The 19,538-nt window shown below is 42.7% G+C and carries 16 protein-coding genes; 4 read left to right on the top strand and 12 right to left on the bottom strand.

The genetic code is table 11. The annotated features are described in order from the left end of the window. Nucleotides 1-102: 102 nt before the first annotated feature. The 3 genes from I5907_RS01290 to I5907_RS01300 all read right to left on the bottom strand — a co-directional run bounded on the left by I5907_RS01290 (nucleotide 103) and on the right by I5907_RS01300 (nucleotide 3,730). Nucleotides 103-885 carry a LytR/AlgR family response regulator transcription factor gene (locus tag I5907_RS01290; RefSeq protein WP_196988942.1) on the bottom strand — a complete coding sequence of 261 codons (783 nt, stop codon included), beginning with the start codon at nucleotides 883-885 and terminating at the stop codon, nucleotides 103-105. A 312-nt stretch (nucleotides 886-1,197) separates the two neighbouring features. Further along, nucleotides 1,198-2,457 carry a BamG family beta-barrel-assembly machinery protein gene (bamG, locus tag I5907_RS01295; protein WP_196988943.1) on the bottom strand — a complete coding sequence of 420 codons (1,260 nt, stop codon included), beginning with the start codon at nucleotides 2,455-2,457 and terminating at the stop codon, nucleotides 1,198-1,200. Nucleotides 2,458-2,464: 7 nt separating this feature from the next. Further along, nucleotides 2,465-3,730, bottom strand: a complete 1,266-nt coding sequence (locus I5907_RS01300) for a DUF4270 family protein (protein WP_196988944.1) — start codon at nucleotides 3,728-3,730, stop codon at nucleotides 2,465-2,467. Nucleotides 3,731-4,367: 637 nt separating this feature from the next. Here I5907_RS01300 and I5907_RS01305 point away from each other — a divergent pair. Both I5907_RS01305 and I5907_RS01310 read left to right on the top strand, forming a co-directional pair. Continuing rightward, nucleotides 4,368-5,381 (top strand): Kelch repeat-containing protein, encoded by a 1,014-nt coding sequence (locus I5907_RS01305; RefSeq protein ID WP_196988945.1) that lies wholly within the window; start codon nucleotides 4,368-4,370, stop codon nucleotides 5,379-5,381. After that, nucleotides 5,365-5,703 (top strand): DUF4907 domain-containing protein, encoded by a 339-nt coding sequence (locus I5907_RS01310; RefSeq protein WP_196988946.1) that lies wholly within the window; start codon nucleotides 5,365-5,367, stop codon nucleotides 5,701-5,703. Before I5907_RS01305 ends, I5907_RS01310 begins: the two co-directional genes overlap by 17 nt. A 46-nt stretch (nucleotides 5,704-5,749) precedes the next feature. Here I5907_RS01310 and I5907_RS01315 read toward each other — a convergent pair whose 3' ends face one another. The 4 genes from I5907_RS01315 to I5907_RS01330 form a co-directional block, all read right to left on the bottom strand. Beyond that, nucleotides 5,750-8,674, bottom strand: coding sequence for a DEAD/DEAH box helicase (locus I5907_RS01315; protein WP_196988947.1), 2,925 nt, complete (start codon nucleotides 8,672-8,674; stop codon nucleotides 5,750-5,752). 237 nt (nucleotides 8,675-8,911) lie between these two features. Further along, nucleotides 8,912-11,878 (bottom strand): type IX secretion system periplasmic lipoprotein PorW/SprE, encoded by a 2,967-nt coding sequence (gene porW / locus I5907_RS01320; RefSeq protein WP_196988948.1) that lies wholly within the window; start codon nucleotides 11,876-11,878, stop codon nucleotides 8,912-8,914. Nucleotides 11,879-12,125: 247 nt separating this feature from the next. After that, nucleotides 12,126-12,881 carry a hypothetical protein gene (locus tag I5907_RS01325; RefSeq protein ID WP_196988949.1) on the bottom strand — a complete coding sequence of 252 codons (756 nt, stop codon included), beginning with the start codon at nucleotides 12,879-12,881 and terminating at the stop codon, nucleotides 12,126-12,128. A 145-nt stretch (nucleotides 12,882-13,026) separates the two neighbouring features. Then, a complete protein-coding gene (locus I5907_RS01330) occupies nucleotides 13,027-13,260 on the bottom strand; it encodes a hypothetical protein (RefSeq protein WP_196988950.1) in 234 nt (77 codons plus the stop codon). Between the two features lie 203 nt (nucleotides 13,261-13,463). Between I5907_RS01330 and I5907_RS01335 the strand changes: the two genes are divergently transcribed. Together I5907_RS01335 and I5907_RS01340 are read left to right on the top strand one after the other, a co-directional pair. Then, a complete protein-coding gene (locus tag I5907_RS01335) occupies nucleotides 13,464-13,808 on the top strand; it encodes a YciI family protein (protein WP_196988951.1) in 345 nt (114 codons plus the stop codon). Continuing rightward, nucleotides 13,808-15,085 carry an RNA polymerase sigma factor gene (locus tag I5907_RS01340; RefSeq protein WP_196988952.1) on the top strand — a complete coding sequence of 426 codons (1,278 nt, stop codon included), beginning with the start codon at nucleotides 13,808-13,810 and terminating at the stop codon, nucleotides 15,083-15,085. Before I5907_RS01335 ends, I5907_RS01340 begins: the two co-directional genes overlap by 1 nt. A gap of 149 nt (nucleotides 15,086-15,234) precedes the next feature. On the opposite strand, the gene coaD is transcribed toward I5907_RS01340, so the two are convergent. The 5 genes from coaD to I5907_RS01365 form a co-directional block, all read right to left on the bottom strand. After that, on the bottom strand, nucleotides 15,235-15,705 hold the full coding sequence (gene coaD / locus I5907_RS01345) for a pantetheine-phosphate adenylyltransferase (RefSeq protein ID WP_196988953.1): 471 nt from the start codon (nucleotides 15,703-15,705) through the stop codon (nucleotides 15,235-15,237). A gap of 226 nt (nucleotides 15,706-15,931) precedes the next feature. Beyond that, nucleotides 15,932-16,858 (bottom strand): aspartate carbamoyltransferase catalytic subunit, encoded by a 927-nt coding sequence (locus I5907_RS01350; RefSeq protein ID WP_196988954.1) that lies wholly within the window; start codon nucleotides 16,856-16,858, stop codon nucleotides 15,932-15,934. 204 nt (nucleotides 16,859-17,062) lie between these two features. Continuing rightward, nucleotides 17,063-17,584, bottom strand: a complete 522-nt coding sequence (gene pyrR / locus I5907_RS01355; protein ID WP_196988955.1) for a bifunctional pyr operon transcriptional regulator/uracil phosphoribosyltransferase PyrR — start codon at nucleotides 17,582-17,584, stop codon at nucleotides 17,063-17,065. A gap of 174 nt (nucleotides 17,585-17,758) precedes the next feature. Beyond that, nucleotides 17,759-18,280 carry a DinB family protein gene (locus I5907_RS01360; protein WP_196988956.1) on the bottom strand — a complete coding sequence of 174 codons (522 nt, stop codon included), beginning with the start codon at nucleotides 18,278-18,280 and terminating at the stop codon, nucleotides 17,759-17,761. A gap of 9 nt (nucleotides 18,281-18,289) precedes the next feature. Further along, nucleotides 18,290-19,327, bottom strand: coding sequence for a flavin reductase family protein (locus I5907_RS01365; protein ID WP_196988957.1), 1,038 nt, complete (start codon nucleotides 19,325-19,327; stop codon nucleotides 18,290-18,292). Nucleotides 19,328-19,538 lie beyond the last annotated feature (211 nt).

Genomic DNA, 19,538 nt, shown 5'->3' on the forward strand with positions numbered 1-19,538 from the left:
AAAAAACACCAGCACAGGAAAAAAAATTGGGGAAGTAAGAATACCTCCCCGCACCCATTATTAATCTATACTTTGGACGTGCGACAGTCCAAAAACTTTAATCTACGAATGTGATAAAATGAACCCGTTCAGGCCATTCCGGAAAGCGTCACCTACGGGTATTGAATGGTTGCCTATTACAATTTCGTTGCGTGCAATACAATCGATATGTTGCAACGCAACAATGTAAGATTTATGTACCCGTATAAAGTTGTCTGCCGGAAGTTTGGCTTCAAACTCTTTCAGGTTTTGCAGTGTTGTTACAGGCGCATTTTTATCCTTCAGCCAGATCTTTACATAATCTTTCATGCCTTCCACAAATAAAATATCTGCCAGCCTTATTTTTAAAAGGCGGTACTCAGATTTGATGAGTACAAAGTCCCTGTTGCGCATCATCGCTTTTCCCCGCTGGCTACAGTACTGTAATGCATTGCTCATTACCGAAAACAGGTCACCAAAAACAACCGGGCTATTGAGGTAGCTGAAAACGTCTTTGTAAAAAATGCCCGGCACCATATCCTTTTGCTTCAGTACAACAATCAGTATTGATGGCACTGCAGTTTTTACCTGCCTGACCGTCTCTTCACTCATAATCGTTGCATCAACAAACAATACCGCATTATTATAGGTATGCATGCTCATCATACCGGTCAAATCATCATGTACCCTGCAAACATTTACAAATTTTATATCGCGCAAACCGCACAGCAGCACAGATACTGTATCACTATGTTTTGAAAGAATAAAAACCTGCAAACCCTGTTCACCTGTAAAGCTGCTGTTTGCCATGCCTGTAGCTGTAAGCTTTCTTTGCGCAAAACCATTTGTTAGTGTTGGAGGTATCATGTTGGTGGTGGTTTTGTGTTTTCCTATCTACTTTACAAAGCTACTTTTAGCGATGCCCCGTTTTTTATTTTTGAGATAAACAAGCCGATTTATGCGACAAACAAATTTCCTCTTAAGAATCCTTTAACAACACCCAAAAAACACGCCCCCTTGTGTAATAAAAGCTGTATACCGTAGTCCTTTTGAAGAAGCATATGAAGCCGGCAGCATTGCTGCTATTGGGCATCGTTGTGTCACTCACTTGTACGGCTGTCAATAAACTCAGCAATACACAGTCATACTGTGTTTACACAACCTCGTGTTGTGGAACCACTAATCATTATAACGTTTTACTTTGGTAAGCCACAGGTCCCTGTAACTGAATGTAACACCAAACTGTACATAATTTTCCTGTATCAGATTGCTGGCCGTAGTACCGCGGCGACCAAGTTCCAGGTTCAACATGTATCCAAATTGGCTGCGCCGCGCATTAAATCCTGCACCAAAAGAAAGACCATAATCTTTTAGTTGCCTGCCATATGCGTGCAGGTAAGAATTGTTGTAAAACGCACCCGCCTGCAGAAAATATTTTTCTACATACCCGTTCATATAAGGGGTTCGCTTTTTATATTCAAAACCAACTGACATGCGGTCGCTGTTTCTAAGCTCATAGTTAAAGCCTTTGTAATTGAAATTGCTCCATAACTGTCGCTGGTAGTCTGCAGCAAAAGTGATTTTATTGTCTTTCACCAATGCAATGCCGCCACCATAGGCAGATGGCAGCGTAAAATAATTTGCCTTATATGTTTCCTTGGCGCTAATGGTTGATTCATCGTCTGTAACCTCGATATTGTAATTAGCATTCAGTTTGCTTTGCTGAGAAGCAACAGCGCCAATATTCAATGCCCAGTGTTTATTAATTGCCAGATCATATTGCAGGCCGCCCTTAAACAACACTTTACTGCTATAGATTTTGGTTGTAGTAACAACCGGTGATGTTGTGATACCGATAAGATTTGTGTACAAGGTTTCTTCCTGGGTAAAATTGCCAAACAATATAGTGGCCTGTACACCTGCACGCAAATTTTTTGCAATGGCAAAACCATTACCAATATAAGCCTGGTTAAAGCCACCTGAGCCTTCGTAATAGGTTGTTGCAGCAAGGTTTGTACCCTGCACATCTTTTGTGCTGTAAAAGGCATAATTGCTGGTACTGTAAGGCATTAACCCTATGCTGGCTCCCCACCAGTCTTTTATTTTATGCGCAATTACCAGCTTCTCCACAGAAAGATCATCAGAAGTATTGTTGCCAGCGCTTACACCATTGCCTGAGTAACTTACATTCTTATAGCGCAACGCAACTTCCATCGTAAAATAATGCGGTTCAAGCTTGCCGTAAGAAGCCGGGTTTGCATGATACAGGTACCTGCCCGAAGATAAACCGATGCCCGTATTAGCCATACCGGATGACCTGTCGAAAGAACTTTGCTGAATGTCTCCTATACCAATAACAGAATATGGAGACGAGGTATTTTGTGCGCCAGCATCTTTAATGCATAAGACGAATAACGCCATTATAAATATTTTCTGCATGTTGTATTTATTGAACAGAGAGGTAATAAAGAATCAATTCCGTGCGATAAGATTGCGCCTGGTTATCCTGTACAAGCAAACGGCTAAAACTGGTAGCAACGTCGTCTGATACGGGTGCGATGAGTAAGCCATTCCTGTTGTTTTCACTAAGGCCTAAGAGGTAATTGATATAAGCTGTTACATCATAACTGTAATACGTGTTTATACCATATAATTCGTCTATCGTTAATGAGCCGGTCTGCACCTCCTCTGTACCGCTTACACTGGTGGTTATATCGCTTTGAAATGTATTGGTACCATCAGTGGTAGATAAGCGCAACGTTGGTGGCAACGGATACACAGCATTGAATGAACCTGCCACAGGCTTTATACGCAACTCTGCAGCGGACAGCGCGGTAAAACCATTTAGCTGCAATAAATTTCTCAGGTAAGGAAAACGGAGTTTAACAAGCGTGCCCGTTATATATTGCATGTAGCCGGTATTATTGGTGGCACCGCTGCTTAATTCATTGTTTGCGCTGCTGATGGTACTGATCGCTGTGCCCTGCCTGTCTGTTGAGATATTGTTGAACTGGTATTCCCGGTTATTAATATCAAACTGAACGTACCTGCTTACAGGATAAATATCTTTCTTTGAAAAATGCAGCCTCACTGCAATACTGTCTTTAAAACCAAATACCACCCCATCCGTGCCCCCGGCTTTAATGCAAAGACCTTTAAAATAATTCCTGAATGTTGACGGCGCTTTTACATATTCATCAGCTTGCTGCAACATACTCAGCCATTCTTTTCCCAGTTCGTCTGACAGCCTGATGCTTATACTGTCTGCCTGGATGGGTCTTAGTAAAACATCGGTTGCTGCCAGTGGGTCATTATAAGTTGCAAAACCTGTTGTATTGTACATGTATGAACCTTCTGCATACGCCAGGTTTTGCGCCAGCCTGTACACACTTAATGCCACAGGCTTTGTTGTATCTCCATACCAGGTTTTGTTTAAAAACAAAACAAGCTCCAGGGAGTCGAATGTTGTTAACTGAAAAGTATCTGCAAATGCGGGTGGTGCTATTTCTATAAAAGACTTTGCTTTTACAACACCAAAATAAGGATCGGTGTAAACACCAGTCAATCCTGTGGCTTTGTTGTTGGTTATAAAAGAATCGATGTAAACAGTGGCAACATCTACCGTAACAGAATCTGTTTTTACAACGTATGTATGTGTGTTGTCCAGGAGCGCTTCACCAAAATTAATATCTGCTTTCTTACATGCGTGCATAAAAAGCAAACAGCCAAATACAGGAAAGAAATAATGAACCCGGCTTTGGGTAAATATATGCAGCTGTTGTTGCGTCGCACTCTTCAACTGTTGAAGCGCTATGCAGCAAACGCGAAGATTATAGCGTAGTCTGCGTTTACGTGCAGAAAGCCTGGTCTTTGCTGCCATAATATTTAACCAACACCATGCAGACAACAAAAAGTACAGGCAGCTTGCATAAACCATTTTGTACACGCAGCGTGCCCTGCTGAAAATTGCTGATGCAGTACAAGAGTGCGACGCAACAGGTGCATCATACATGTACTGCTGCATGGTTACAAATAAAAAAAAGCACCATACTGCAACGGCTACAGAAAGAAAAAAAGCGCCCGGTAAAATATTTAACATGCGCAATGATACCTGCACATGTTGTTACAGATTTGTTACTATGTATAAACTCCGGTGGAATGCCTACCATCGTTTGCTATTTAACGATGAAGACATGCAGCATACATACACACATGCTGAAATGCAATGCTGCAAAGGTTTTCGCGGTAGTAGACAAACGTTGCCTGTTTGAAGTGAAAAAGCGTTTACATATCTGTTTTAACAAAATGAAGCAACGCACTGCAAATAATTTGGCGGCAAAACAAAATGCATGATGACAAAAAGCAAGTACTGTTTAGCAGCATTACTGGTATTACTACAGGCTACAGGATGCACAAAAGATACATCTACTACAGATGATGAAGATGACGGTAACTGGATCAAACGTTCAACATTTGAAGGTGTGGCAAGATCGGAAGCAGTTGCATTTGTAATAAACGATCTTGCATATGTTGGTACCGGCTATGATGGCGAAGAGCGGTTACAGGACTTCTGGTCTTATAATGCCGCACTCAATTCCTGGGAGCAAAAAGCAACATTTCCCGGCGTTGCACGCAGTTCTGCAGCCGGCTTTTCAACAGGCACCAACGGCTACATAGCTACAGGTTATGACGGAACCAATAAACTGAAAGATTGCTGGCAATATAATGCAACCTCCAACGAATGGGTACAAAAGGCCGACTTTGGCGGCAGTGCACGCTACGATGCAGTGGCAGCAGGCATTTCAGGGCAGGGATTCATCAGCAGCGGGTGGGATGGCAACTATCGGAAAGACCTTTGGCAATATGATCCTTCTGCTGATACATGGACACAAAAAGTGAGTCTGAGCGGTGATAAAAGACAGGCGGCGGTTTGCTTTGTACACGACAATAAATTATACGTTGGCCTGGGGCAAGACAATGGTACTACCGTAAACGACCTGCATGAATACGACCCTGCTACGGAAACATGGACAGAAAAAAGAAAACTTACCAGTATAAGCGATGAGAGTTATGATGATGATTACAGTGACATTGTGCGCTACAATGCTGTAGCGTTTGTTATTGGTGACAAAGCGTATGTAACAACCGGTACAAACGGAAGCCTTACAAATAAAACCTGGGAGTATGATTTTAGCACCGATACATGGTCGAGAAAAACAGCCTTTGAGCGAAGCAGCAGAACAGGTGCTGTAGCATTTACCATACAAGACCGCGGCTTTGTTACCACAGGTAACTCAGGCAGCAGTTATTATGATGATCTGAATGAATTTAACCCTGCTCAAACATATGAGGAAAACGATTAAAGGAGCGAAACTGCTCTTGCTTATTGCAGGCATAATACTAGCGTCATGTACAGCAAAAGATAAAACAAACATGGATGACAGGCTGCGCATAAATGCGATTGCCGTGCCTGCTAAAAAAGGCTGGGGTTATGAAATATATGTTGATAACAAATTATTCATTAAACAGGACCATATACCTGCCATAAGCGGCAACCATTCTTTTGCTGGTAAGGCAGATGCCATAAAGACCGCAAACATGGTTATTGCAAAAATGAAGGAAGGCAAAAAGCCTGTTCTTACAACAGATGAGCTGACACGGGCCGGCATACACATGGCGAACTGATCATGTGGACCACCAATGATAAACCCCGCAAATGCGGGGTTTATTTTTAACTAAAAAGGTAATCAATATCTTCTGTAGTAAGCGCCTTTACAAAGCCTGTATCTTCGCTTATGAGGTCTTCTGCAAGCGACTTTTTTCTTTGTTGCAATGCGAGAATTTTTTCTTCCACTGTATCTCTGCAGATCATTTTGTAAGCAAAAACTTTTTGCGTTTGTCCTATACGGTGTGTGCGGTCTATTGCCTGTTGCTCCGCCGCAGGGTTCCACCAGGGATCTACAAGGTACACATAGTCGGCGGCAGTGAGTGTTAAACCAACACCGCCGGCCTTCAAACTTATCAAAAATACTTTTGCTTCATTGGTGGTTTGAAAATCCTGTACCAGTTGTTGTCTTTGTTCCGCTTTTGTACCGCCGTCGAGATAGTAATAAGAAACCTCGTGCTCTTTCAGTTTATTGGCAATAAGCTGCAGCATTCCCGTAAACTGTGAAAAAACCAGCACTTTGTGATCGCCTGTATTTTCCTGCAGTTCACTAACCAGTTCACTGAGTTTTACAGAGTCCGTAATTTCATTATAACCGCTGATCAGCTGGGGTGCGTTGCAGGCCTGCCGCAGTTTCGTAAGACCCTCCAAAATATACACTGCACTGCTGCCTACACCCTGTTCTTCGATGCGTTTGAGCAGGCTTTGCCGGTAATAGTCTTTGATAGCATCGTATGCTTTACGCTGCTCCTCTCCCATTTCGCACCACAAAGTAATTTCTGTTTTAGCCGGCAGATCTTTGGCAACCTGTTCTTTGGTTCGACGCAATAAGAATGGATAGATCAGTTTCTTTAGTTGCGCAGACTTTTCCTTATCGCCGTGTTTATCTATAGGCTGGGAAAACTCTGTTTTGAAAAATTCCCTGTTGCCCAGTAAGCCCGGGTTGATAAAATTCATTTGTGTATAAAGATCGAAGGTGTTGTTTTGTATGGGCGTACCACTTAATACGATTTTATTTCTTGACTGCAGCCTGTTTACAGCTTTGGATAACTGAGCGGCGGGATTTTTTATCACGTGGCTTTCATCGCAAACAATATAACCGAAACGAAAATGTTCGAGCAGGTCAATGTCATTTCTTACACGGCCATAGGTTGTAAGCACAACATTGTATTTTTTAAAGAGTTCATTATCCGGTGTCTTGTCTGCCTTATAATGAATGTAATAGCTAAGGCCGGGTGCAAACTTCTTCAACTCATTTTCCCAGTTATATAACAACGATGTAGGGCAAATAACAAGGTGCGTTTCTGTTTTATACCTGTCTGTTACATACTGTAAAAAGGTAATGGTCTGCAAAGTTTTACCAAGGCCCATATCATCTGCCAGGCAGCCACCCCATTGCATTTCATCGAGCAGGCAAAGCCATTCGAAACCGGCACGCTGGTAATCCCGCAAAGCAGCATTGATGGTTGAAGGCACTTTAAAAAGATGTTCTTTTTGTTGTTGCAGTGCCTGCCATTTTTCTTTGTAGTCTGCTGTTATTACCTGTGCAATAATGGCATCTCCATCTTCGACTTTATCTAACAATGTGTAATGCAACTTTGAAAGCCTGAGAGCATCTTTTTGCAGGTGGGCCATTTTAAAAACAGCGGCATATTGTTGTACCCATTCTTCCGGTATGGCGCCGATTGTTCCGTCTTTTAATAATAAAACTGATTGCTTGTTGATGATTGCCTTTTGCAGTTCTGCCAATGGCACCTGCTGGTCTCCAAAGCTAATTTCTACACGAAGATCGAACCAGTCGATGCCCTTTCCATCTAAATGTATTTTAAGTATGGGTATATGCTGGTTGTAGCGAAAATGCTGCAGGTGCTCCATACCATATACCGGTATGTTCTTATCTACAAGCTTACGGTAAAATTTGATGAACCACTGACTTTTTTCAGCTTCAGCAAAAGAGAGGTAATAATAACCGTTTTTTTGTGAGTTAAATTTGGGATGCAGGGCGCCGAGCCAGGTTTTGATCTCTTTTTCTGCCGGTACGTCTCTGTTGATTTTATAACGCACACCATCTTCAGCTAATTCTGAGTGCGTGTTATTATCATCATCCACCTCAAAATTTCCGTAAAGAAATTTTGTAGTAATCATGAGAAAATTGCTGTTGAGTTCGCTCAGGTGAATTCTTGCATACACACTTTCCGTTACCTCTTCATGGCTCATCAATACATCCATATTGACCGGGTATTTTTCTGCCAGGGGCTTTACGATCTCTGCAATAAATTTTGCCTCATCTTTGGTTGCATTGAGGTAGCCGTCCGGGAAGGCATCGAGTGTTGCGGTATCCTGCAGGTCGAGCAGAAACAGTTCATTTCTGCTCCTGAGCAAAAAATGGTAACGTTTGAACTCTGCGTATGGAATGATCTCATTGTTTAGTTTGATCATTGGTACCAGGCGGAGCAAACCATTGTAGATGCGCAGCAGGTCAAACAGCACAACAGGTTTGTAGTTACTGAATGATGCAGGCTTTGTTACGGTTGTGGTGAGCAGCATTTCATCTACCACCTGGTAATACCATTTCAAAATAACATTAAACGGCTTTAGCAGTTGTAGTTGTTCATATATATGCAGCTCCATTTTTTTATTGATGAAATCATTTTGCGGTTCAGCGGTTGATGGTTGTGCGTTGTATTCCGCTGTAAGCGTTTCACGCATTGCTGCCAGCTTATCTTTCGTGAGCCGCAAAATTGTTCTGCTTGCTTCAGGAGGAAGGCTCCTGAAATCTTTTAGCACCAGTTCACTGTTTAGCGGCAACATTTTGTAGGAACGGCTGCCATTGATCTCCATTACCATTAAGGCATTGAATGAAAACGGGTGCTCGGCTTTTGGTGTAAGATCGATGAGTAGTGCCGGTATATTTTTTCCTTTATTCCTGCCTGCTTTTTCTGCGGGCATAATGATTGTTCTTGCAGATGCTTTCTTATTCGGTTCGCTCATTTTCCTGCTGTTAAAAACGGCAATATTAGGCATAATAAGGGGAACGGGCAATGTTGAAGCGCCAATAACCTCTCATGAAACGGGAATAGATGGAGTGCATATTAAAAGATAGCGGGCATTGCGTGTGTGCCTGTATATATGCAGTTAGGGAGTTAGCCAATGCCGAATAATGGATAAAGCGTACAAGTGAGTGACACAACCGCAGTTCAATAGTAGCAATACAGCCGGCTACATTATTTAAAATTTACCCGGCAATGTTTTTTCAATAAGCTGTTTATAACTGTCTACATCTTTTATTTCTTTCATGAGTGCAAGGTTGCTTTCGCTGATGATGCTGTAGGTATATTTATCTGCAGTAAGCCATGGAATGATGCGGCTGCCGGTTACCGGTTTTACCTTATCTACATACTCTACAGCTATAGCTGCATCTGTAAACGGACCAATGAGAACGAGGTTATAACGATCGTCTATCGGCGACGTGGTAATGGCAAGTTTCTGGTTATAAAAATTTACTTTGTTGTACTTGTCGAAAGCATTTTTTGCTTCATTGATAAAAACGGGTGCAACCTTGTCTAACAACACTACCACGTATTGCGGGTCTTTGGCATTGAACTCATATTTCTTTATTACAGGAGCCACAACTTTTGTGGTAGTATCGATATTGGGTTTTGCAACCTGGGTTATTGGTTTGGATACAACGGAATCTGTTTTTGTACTTACTTCTTTTTGCTTTACGGTAGTGGAAGGTGAAAGGTCTATTACAGGGGCTTCATCTTCTTCATAGCGCTTTATATCGAGGTTGGTAAGGTATGTTTCAATTTCTTTTCTGCGGCTGAGTACATCAATCATGGTGGCGGCTTTTTCTGCCAGCGGTGTTTGTGCGTAAAGGTTTTGCAGATTGCTGAGCCTGTCTATAGCCACGCTATCCTGTTTTTTGGAAACGTAATAGACAGACTCTATGTACAATAATTGCGGCGTCCAGTAGCTGTTGCCATACAAACTGTCGGCTACCACCTTTGCCGCTTCGGCTTTTTCAAAATCGCCTGATAAGAACATGTCGTAAATTTCTTTGTACTGTTTTGTTGCAGGCTCTTCTTCCTTTGCAGGTTTTGCGGCGCCGATATTGTTCAGCTTTGCTGTAAAATCTCCTTCAGGAAAATTTTTGATGAGTGTATTTTTTATAGCAGCAGCGGCGGCTTTGTCGCCGGTTTTGTTGTAACAATAAAACAAACCGAATAAGGCCTGTTCTTTGTCTTTTGTGCCGGGGGATGAATCCAGCAGGTTGAGGTATGTTTTGATTGCCGCAGGGTAATCTTCAAGCTTATCCTGGAATGTAAGGGCGTTCTGGAATAATGCCTCTGCTTCCTTTGCTTTTGATGCCGCCAGTTTTTCTTCGGTAAGTGGTAACAACGCTGATAAGCTTTCAAAAGTAATTTCGCCCAATGAGTCTGTAAGTGATGTTGTACCGCCTGCAGCAAGGTTACTGCTGTCAGCATCATCGGCACTTTCTTCATCACCTTCCCCGTCTTCCGGCTTGTTTAGTCTGATACCTGCAAGGCGGCGCCAGTTATCTGTATTGGGTCTTGTGCCCCAGGTGGCCTTAAACTGGTTTGCGCCCTGGCTTTTTAGTTGAAGGTTATTAAAATACCAGTCTTTACTGTCTTTATTAGCGGCACCAAACAAATCTGCTGCAACAGTTTGCTGTACCGCAGGGTTGGTACTCAGTTCCGGTTCTTCAGATAAGCCCTGCTGCTTTCTGAGTGTTCTTACAGTTTTCCTGATGAGGGCATCACGCTTGTCTTTGGGCATTGCGGCTACCTGCTGCAAACTGTCTTCGTGATTGATATCGCGTATATTGGCGGCTATTACAGATAATGCAGCTTTCCTTTCATCAATGCGGTTCAACTCGTTATCATCTGCGATAACAGCAGTTTCCACACTATCGTAATAGTTTTTTGCATCAACATACCTGCCAAGATTATAACTCAGGTCAGCCATTAAAAGAAATGACTTACTTTTTTGTTCGGGGTTTTCAGGTGTATTGAATTTTATACTCCGTTTAAGCATTTCCACGGCTGCAGAATCTTTACGCAGGTCTATCTCCACCTGTGCAAGAGCATAATAGATAATATCGCGATAGCCGTAGTACTTATCGCGTCTCGCCATTTTCTGCAGGTTCTCCAGTTTTTCTTTTAATACGGCCTCATCTTTACTGCCCGATGCTCTTATACTGTTCAGGTTGGCATAGACCTCCATGATGGGATCGGTTGTGTGTGCGGCACTCCTGCCATACCAGTCAATGGCTTTTGTTGTACTATCAATGCGCTCGTACAGTTGCGCAATTAAAAACTCCATCCGGGCTTTTTCAAAACCGGCTGCAGCAGTCCCGAGTGCTTTTATAAGGTTGGCGGCAGTACTGTCTGATAAGCCCTGCCGGTAATTCCAATAAGCAACCAGTTCATGCAATTCAGGTTTTAATCTTTCCGGGAAAAGTGCATCCTGTTGCAAAATCTCCAGCAGGCTTCCGGCCTCGCCGTAATTTTCGGTTTCAATATAATTCCTGGCCAGCCACAGCAATGTTTCGTTACGGCTGCCCGGCGTTGAAAATGCTTTTTTTAAAATAGAATTATTTTCTTTGTTGGCAACGCTGAATACCCCGTTATTGGTAAGGTTGCTGCCTACGGGAATATCGTAATTACCTTCTTCTTTTGGAGCCCATGCATAATTGATAAAGCGAAACACCTGGCTGGCAGAATCGAAGTTTTTACGGTAGAAATAGGCTTTCCCGAGCGTAAGATAAAGGTTGTCTATCCAGTCATTCCGCAGGTCGTGCAGCAGTATGCCGGCATTGCATTTATAAATCACAGAATCAAGTTCACCACTGGCTGCTGTTACATCAAGGCTGTAATTGTAAAAAGGCAGCAATTTGGTGTAATCGTCCCTGAAAGATTGTTTTGCGCCGGCAACAATTTCATTCAGTTTATTAGCGGCATTAAAATAATAATTGTAATGCGTTATGGTGTTTTGATAAAGCCTTTTGGGATATTTAAATTTCTTCTCGCCTGTTTTTTCAGAAGTAAGCTTTCTGTTCTCGTATTGTTTTGGCTTGTCCAGTTCAACAGTTGTTCCGGGTTGGGCAAAAACGGTTAGCGAAAAAATAGCAGGAATTACGGTTAAAAATATATTCAACAACGATTTACGCATGCAGTGAAATTCATTTTGTAATAACTTAAAAACAGCTTGAAATATTTTTTAAAAGTACAGTTATTTTTCTTTTATCAAAACCGGGCAAATGAAGTAAGCATTATATTTTGGTACCGGGCTTTTGTGGTACTATATAGCTTCCGTTGCGTCGCACACTTGTGCAGCAGAATATATGTGAGCTTTGGAAATGCGGTCTCATTCCGGTTTAACTGCCAGGTTTACCCGCTTAATCATTAAACCCGTTAAACTACCGGTAGCTTACAAGGTTAAGCCTGATGCCATAGCTGTCATTGTCAAAGGCTGCAGGTGGTGGAGTTACCTGCCAGGTCCAATGCAGGAATTCTTTGTAAATAAGGCCCACGCCACTCGCATATACTTCAATTGCATAATTGCGCTGCTGGTAATTATTAGGGTCAAAATCACCCGGTGGCGAGGTCTCGTCTTCCTGTATAACTGTAACTGTATTGGGGAAAGTACCGCTGAGTGTAGTGTAAGCTGCACCTGTATTTTGGTACAGGTAAGACCAGCCATCCATAAACTGGTATGGAGAGTTCGCGCTGCGCGTATCTATATAACTATTGCCCGGCCAGCTTATATCATTTCTCAGTGGCTGTACCAGTTTTATGAAACGGAGGTTATTTTCATCCATTACCTCTATATTGTTACCTGCAGGTGTTATATAATAAGAACCAATATTTTCCCAGCCGCTTGTTTCCAACGTATCAGACAGGGAGCGGTATACACGGTAAGACAAACGGTTTAAGTTATCCCTGATGGTATCAGCAATACTATCCCGCAGGTGGTAGCTTTTAGGTTCAAGCTGGCTGGCACCTGAAACCGGTATCAAAAAAGAATCAAGCCGGTATATAAAAACCTTTCCTGCTTGCAGCGGATAATAGTCAGTAAGTACCGGCAGGTTGGGTGTTTCCGTTTCCCTGGCACAGGATGTTAACAAAATGGTAGTGATAAAAACAACAAACATCACCCACGATATTCGTTTCATACGCCGCAAGATAATGTTTATAAACATACGCCCTATAACGCAGGAAGGCAATCAAAATGTATACACTTCCAGGCAATAAAAAAGTTCTCACCGATACGTAATACAGTTATCATCGATGAGAACTTTGAAGCATTACCGATTGTGGCTAGTAGCCAGAGCTACCTGTACCACTACCACTACTGCCACCATAACCATTTCCGCCACAGGTGTGTTGTGTTGTACCCTGGTTAGTGGTGCCTCCGGTGTTTGTACCCGTCTTTGCAGACGCTGCACTTTTATCGGTTTGCTTAGGTGGAACAACGGCCTTTTTGGAACATCCTGTCAGCACAGAAATGGACATTACTGAAAGGGCCAGCAGGAACAAAATATTCTTTCTCATAAGAAATATTTATGTGTAATAAATTTAACGAAACTTTTACCCGGGTGCGAATCTTGTGGAATTAAAAAGAGCGGAACCAGTAAAAAGAAACTACAAACGGGCAATTGTAATAGTTAAAAAAATTTACATTTCCTGTCCGGATTCCTTTTTATTGAACGTCGTAGTTGCGATAATCTAATTTAACCACGTAAAACAAACACATCATGAAAGACTTCATGTTTATTTTCCGCAATGGAATTGAAAGCCGCAGAAACGCTGCACCCGAAGAAATGCAAAACAATATGCAACTATGGTTTGCATGGGTAGAAAAACTCAAAAGCCAGGGCGTATATGCCGGCGGCGAAGCACTAATGCCCGGCGGAAAAACAATAACCGGCGAAAAACAGGTTATCACAGACGGCCCCTTTGCCGAAAGCAAGGAACTGGTTGGCGGCTATTTTATTGTAAAAGCCGAAGACCTGGATAGCGCGGTGGCTTACACCAAAGATTATCCCGATTTTTCTATCGGCGGGTCAGTTGAAGTACGGGAAGTCGTAATATTTGAATAATGAGCTATCCGGCTTCTGAAATGCTTGTAGATCATCTTTTCCGCCACGAGGCGGGAAAGATGATTGCTGTGCTTACACGTTTGTTTGGCATGCACAACCTCTCTGTGGCAGAAGATGTGGTGCAGGAGGCTTTTCTCAAAGCAACACTTACCTGGAAACTGAAAGGTGTGCCAGCCAACCCGGCAGCATGGCTGATGCAGGTGGCAAAAAACAAAGCGCTGGATGTCTTGCGCCATAAAAATATTGCCGATCATTATTCTAAAGAGCTACTGCATGAACTGCAGGAAACCACAGACCATTTTGTAGACCAGGTATTTCTTGATACTGAGATTGAAGACAGTCAGCTGCAACTGATGTTTGCATGTTGCCATCCATTGCTTAACGAAGAAGATAAAGTTGCGCTCACCTTAAAAACGATTTCCGGGTTTGGCGTAAAAGAAATTGCAAAAGCCCTACTTACCAATGAAGAAACAATTCAGAAAAGATTATACCGCGCCAAAAAATTTATACAGCAACACCACATTACACTCGAAGTACCTTATGGCCGGGCACTGCAACAAAGAACAGATACGGTGCACACTATTTTGTACCTCCTTTTCAATGAAGGCTACAACGCAGCCAGGGCAGATGAACTGATACGACATGATCTTTGTGCAGAAGCAATGCGCTTAACACTTCTTTTGACCGAACATAAAACATTTGGTACTGCTGCTGCCTCTGCACTCCTCTCTTTAATGTGTTTTCATGCATCTCGCTTTGAGAGCAGGCTTGGCAAAGACAATACGATTATTTTGCTTGAACAGCAGGACCGTAGTTTGTGGAACCAGGCACTCATTGAACGAGGCTACCATTACCTTAACCAGTCCTGTTTTGGAGAAAATATTACGGTTTACCATCTTGAATCTGCCATAGCTGCTGAGCATTGCCTTGCAACAACATTTGCCGCAACCAATTTTCAGCGGCTGCTGCAACTGTACAATATGCTGGCCGCGCTTAAACCTACGCCTGTTGTGCAGATGAACCGTTCTATCGTACTTTCATACACCGGAAAAACAGCCGAAGCAATTGAGCTGCTGTGCTCGGTAGAGAATATTGCCCACCTGCTAAAAACGCAATACCTTTTCAACGCTGTGCTGGCCGAGCTTTGCATGCGAAACGGTGAACCCCACAAAGCCAAATTGCATCTCGAAAAAGCACTTACTTTAACACAAAGTGAAGCAGAGAAAAAATTACTGCACGCAAAACTAAGGCACATACGCACTATAGAATTATCGTAAATAATGTTTGGTACCCGGCAGCTGTTTTTCAATAAAGCATCGTTGCGTCGCACTCTTGTACTGCACAAAAGGTGGCGGCAATGATATTGCATACCTGCCGTTGCTTTTATGCAATCTGCATGCATACAAACATTAAAAGCTGGTGGTTATTATTGCTTAAGCGATCGTATTACTTCTGCCGGAAGAAAAGAAGAAACATCTCCATGATGCCTTAAAATATCTCTTACAATAGTGGAAGCTACAGATGTAAACCTGGGCTCTACAGTAAGAAAAACAGTCTCTATAGATTTATCAAGGGTACGGTTGGCGTCTGCAATAGTTTTTTCATATTCAAAATCGCTTACAAAACGAATACCACGCAAAATAAAATTTGCACCAATGGTTTTGCAGAAGTTTACCGTAAGACCATCGTAAGCATGTACTTCAATCTTTGATTCGTTTTTGTAGATTTCCCTGAACCACTCCATACGCTGCTCTACAGAGAACATTGGGGCTTTTGCCGGGTTTAAACCTATGCCAACAATGATCTTGTCGAACAATGGTAATGCACGGTTAATGATATCTGTATGACCGAGTGTTACAGGATCGAAAGTGCCGGGAAATAAACAAACGCGACTCATGGTTGTACATTTTGGATGCCTGGTATAAAAAATGACTGTTGCCTGTATTGTAACCTAACGCTTAAGAACTTGCGCTGCTATAGAAAAAGGAACGCTGCAGACGCCATAAAAAAGGAACGTTGAAGTGAGTGACACAACAGGCGATGCCATGGAATACCGCAGCTGACAAATAAAATAAACTTATAACATTAAACGCAGCTGATAATAAAACGCCTGTTTGGCAATACTAATTCTCCCTGTTGGCCAACAGGTATAAAACAGCCATACGCACTGCTACGCCATTCTCTACCTGGTTTAATATAATGCTATGTGGCCCGTCTGCAACATCGCTGTCTAACTCAACCCCACGGTTTATAGGACCCGGATGCATGATAACAATTTCTTTCTGAAGTTTTTCCAGCATGCTGCGTTTTATACCGTATGCAAGATTGTATTCCCGCAGAGAGGAGAACAGCGGCTGGTTCTGTCGCTCCAGTTGTATCCTCAGCACATTGGCCACATCGCACCATTGCAATGCTTCCATTACATTGTAAGTAACGTTTACGCCATACGCTTCTTTGATGTATTTTGGAATAAGCGTTGGCGGCCCTGCTATTAAAATTTCTGCGCCCATTTTACGAAGCAGGTAAATATTGCTTTGCGCTACGCGGCTGTGCATTATATCGCCGATGATCGCTACTTTCAAACCCTGTAAAGTGCCTTTTTTTTCAATCATGGAAAATGCATCGAGCAGGCCTTGTGTAGGGTGCTCGTTAATACCGTCTCCTGCGTTTACAATGGCGGCCGGTATATGTTTGGCAAGGAAATGCGGCGCACCACTTGCGCTGTGGCGCATGACCACCATATCTACTTTCATACTGAGAATATTATTCACCGTATCGAGCAGCGTTTCACCTTTTGCAGCAGATGATGTACTTGCAGCAAAGTTGAGTGTATCTGCAGAAAGCCTTCGTTCCGCCAGTTCAAAACTCATGCGTGTACGCGTAGAGTTTTCGTAAAAGAGGTTGACAATGGTTACATCTCTGAGTGAGGGAACTTTTTTTACCGGTCTTTGTAGTACTTCTTTGAACTGCTGCGCTGTGGAAAGAATGAGTTCTATATCTTCCCTGGTGAGGTCTTTGATACCGAGCAGATGTCGTGTAGAAAGTTTCATTAAAGAGCGAAGATAAAGGGAAAGCAAATACAAGAATGAAGAAAAAGTTGTAAGAACTGAGATTGCGGTTGCAGGTTAAAAACAGTATTCCCGTACAGGTACCATTACAGGAAAACACAGGAACATCAAACACCCGGCTGCGTTTGAGAAAATTATAGAGTGAATGTTGTTTTAGCTGCGGCGGCGCATTCAATTGCTTATTTATTACACGAGAACCACATCATCCTTACCGTCTTTTTCTTTCCAGTGTACAAAAACTTTTTGAGATGGAAATGTGTCTATTGTGCGGCCAACATAATCTGCATGTATGGGCAATTCACGGTTAAAGCGCCGGTCGATGAGTACGCAAAGTTCTACTTTGGCCGGCCGGCCAAAATCAAGCAAGGCATCAAGGGCTGCACGTATGGTGCGACCGGTCCATAAAACATCATCGATGATAACAACGCTCTTGTTTTCTATGCTGAAATTGATATCCGTTTTGTTGGCAATTTTAAGTTCCTTGCGCACATCATCGCGGTAAAAAGTAATATCCAGTTTGCCGTATTGAATTTTGTCCGGTGCAATCAGCATTTTCAATTCATCCACTATTCGGTCACTCACATATATACCTCTTGGCTGAATGCCTATGATTACTGTATCGTTAAGTTCGAGATGGTGTTCAAGAATATTATGCGCCAGTCTTTTTATACTCAATGCAACCTGCTGCTCAGATAAAATAGATTTCAATGCAGTTCAATTTTGCACTAAAATAAAACATTCGGTTGCACCGGCAAAGAAGAAGATTTTGAACCCGGCAGCAGTACTACTATCGGGCTTCGTTGCGTCGCACTCTTGTACTGCATTACTGCAGGCAGCAACGATACTGCATGTCTTACTTTCAAGTAATGGACAAACATAAAATCATTTTTCTTTCGAATAAGCAGTTAATGCATTTACCGTAACCAGTAGCTGGCCCGTATGCCGCATAGTATGTTCTGCGGCATGAACCAGTAAACCAATTACGGTAGAGGGCACATGTTTACGGCCTACCGCCCTTACCGCTGTAAGGGTTGAAGCATCTGTGTGTTTCAGTTGCTCCAGCGCAAGGTTTACCTGCATGTTGAAGTTTGCCAGCAGCGTATTACTTACAATGTTTTTATCCGGGTTAGTTTCCGCATTAAGGTAGTCGAGTTGTTTTTCGGTTAGCTGCTCTCCTCTTGCATAAGTAAACAGCCGGTCTAAAACACCCGCCAGGTGCAGCAGGTGAAAAGCAGGAGATGCCATACCTGCAATGCTGCTGAAAAGTAAGCCTGCATCAAATCCTGTCATCATTTCATTTACTTCTGCACGGGCCTGCAACAAAGCGTGCGCTACCGGCTGAAGTAATGCCGGAATATCTGCCACAGGGCCACGCAGCCAATACTCGGTTGATTTTTCTGCCATATTTTACGTTTAAAAGTTTATTTTAACGTCTCCGCCAACCGGGTAAGCCTGGCAGGTAAGAATAAGTCCTTTCTCTACTTCATCATCCATCAATACTTCATTATAGGCCATCCAGACTTTACCGGATGTACACAGTGCAGCACAACTGCCGCAACGCCCGGCCTCACAACTGTATGGCAGGGTAATACCATTGGCTTTGGCTGCGGCAAGTATGGTAGACGGGTACTGCACTGCTATCTTAAATGACTGATTGTTGACTTGTATAACTGCGGTGTGTTTGCCTGTATCCGGCGGAACAGGTTTTGTTATTCTTGGCAATGTGCTGAATTGCTCTTTAAATATGTTGTTTGACGGCACGCCATAGGTACGTAGTGTTATTTGTATCATCAGCATATAGTCAAACGGGCCGCACATAAAATAAAGGTCTTGTGTACCAGCTTTGTAATTATCAAGCAGGTTGTTAAGCAGGTAATTGCTTAACCTGGCCTGCCGAAAATGATGGTGATCGCTGTAGAACCAAACAATATGAAACCGGCCTTCAAACTGTTGTTGCAGCGCCATTAACTGCGCAAAAAATATTACTTCTTTTTTACTGCTGTTGCTGTAAACCAGCACAACAGTTACATCTTTCCACATTTGCAGCCCGGCTCTGATAAGTGCATAAACGGGTGTAATACCGCTGCCGGCCGCAAAAAAGAAAAGTTGTTTTGTTTCTTGCGGTAATACCGGTGGCAGGGTAAAAAAACCGTTGACCCCTGTTGTTAAGAATTCATCACCCACCAGGACATGATCTAACATATATCTTGAATATTCTCCGTTGGCCACACGCTTGATCGTGATACACATCTGATCTTCCCCGGGAACAGCAGTAATGGAAAAAGATCTTCTTTTTTCTATACCGGTATTCGTGAAAATGAGTGTAATAAACTGCCCGGGTTTATACACCGGTTTCCAGTTATTGAGCGGTTGCAATACAAATGTTTTTGCTGATGGCGTTTCAGCAATAATGCCTGCTATTTTTACTTTATGAAGAATAGTAGTGTCCATCTTTCCAAAAGTAAATGATGAAAACAAAAAAGCGCGACATATGCCACGCTATATCCCTATACGCTTTGAAGTATGCCCGAAGAGGTAGAGCGTGCCCGGCTATGCCCAAAAAAGTTTCTGCAGCTGAAGTGAGTGACACAACCGGGGCTTCATAGTAGTAATGCAGCCAGGACATCAAACAAAAAAATCCCGCTACATGGCGGGATAATTT

Origin of the sequence: Panacibacter microcysteis (genome assembly GCF_015831355.1) — a bacterium.
GTDB classification, from domain to species: Bacteria; Bacteroidota; Bacteroidia; order Chitinophagales; family Chitinophagaceae; genus Panacibacter; species Panacibacter microcysteis.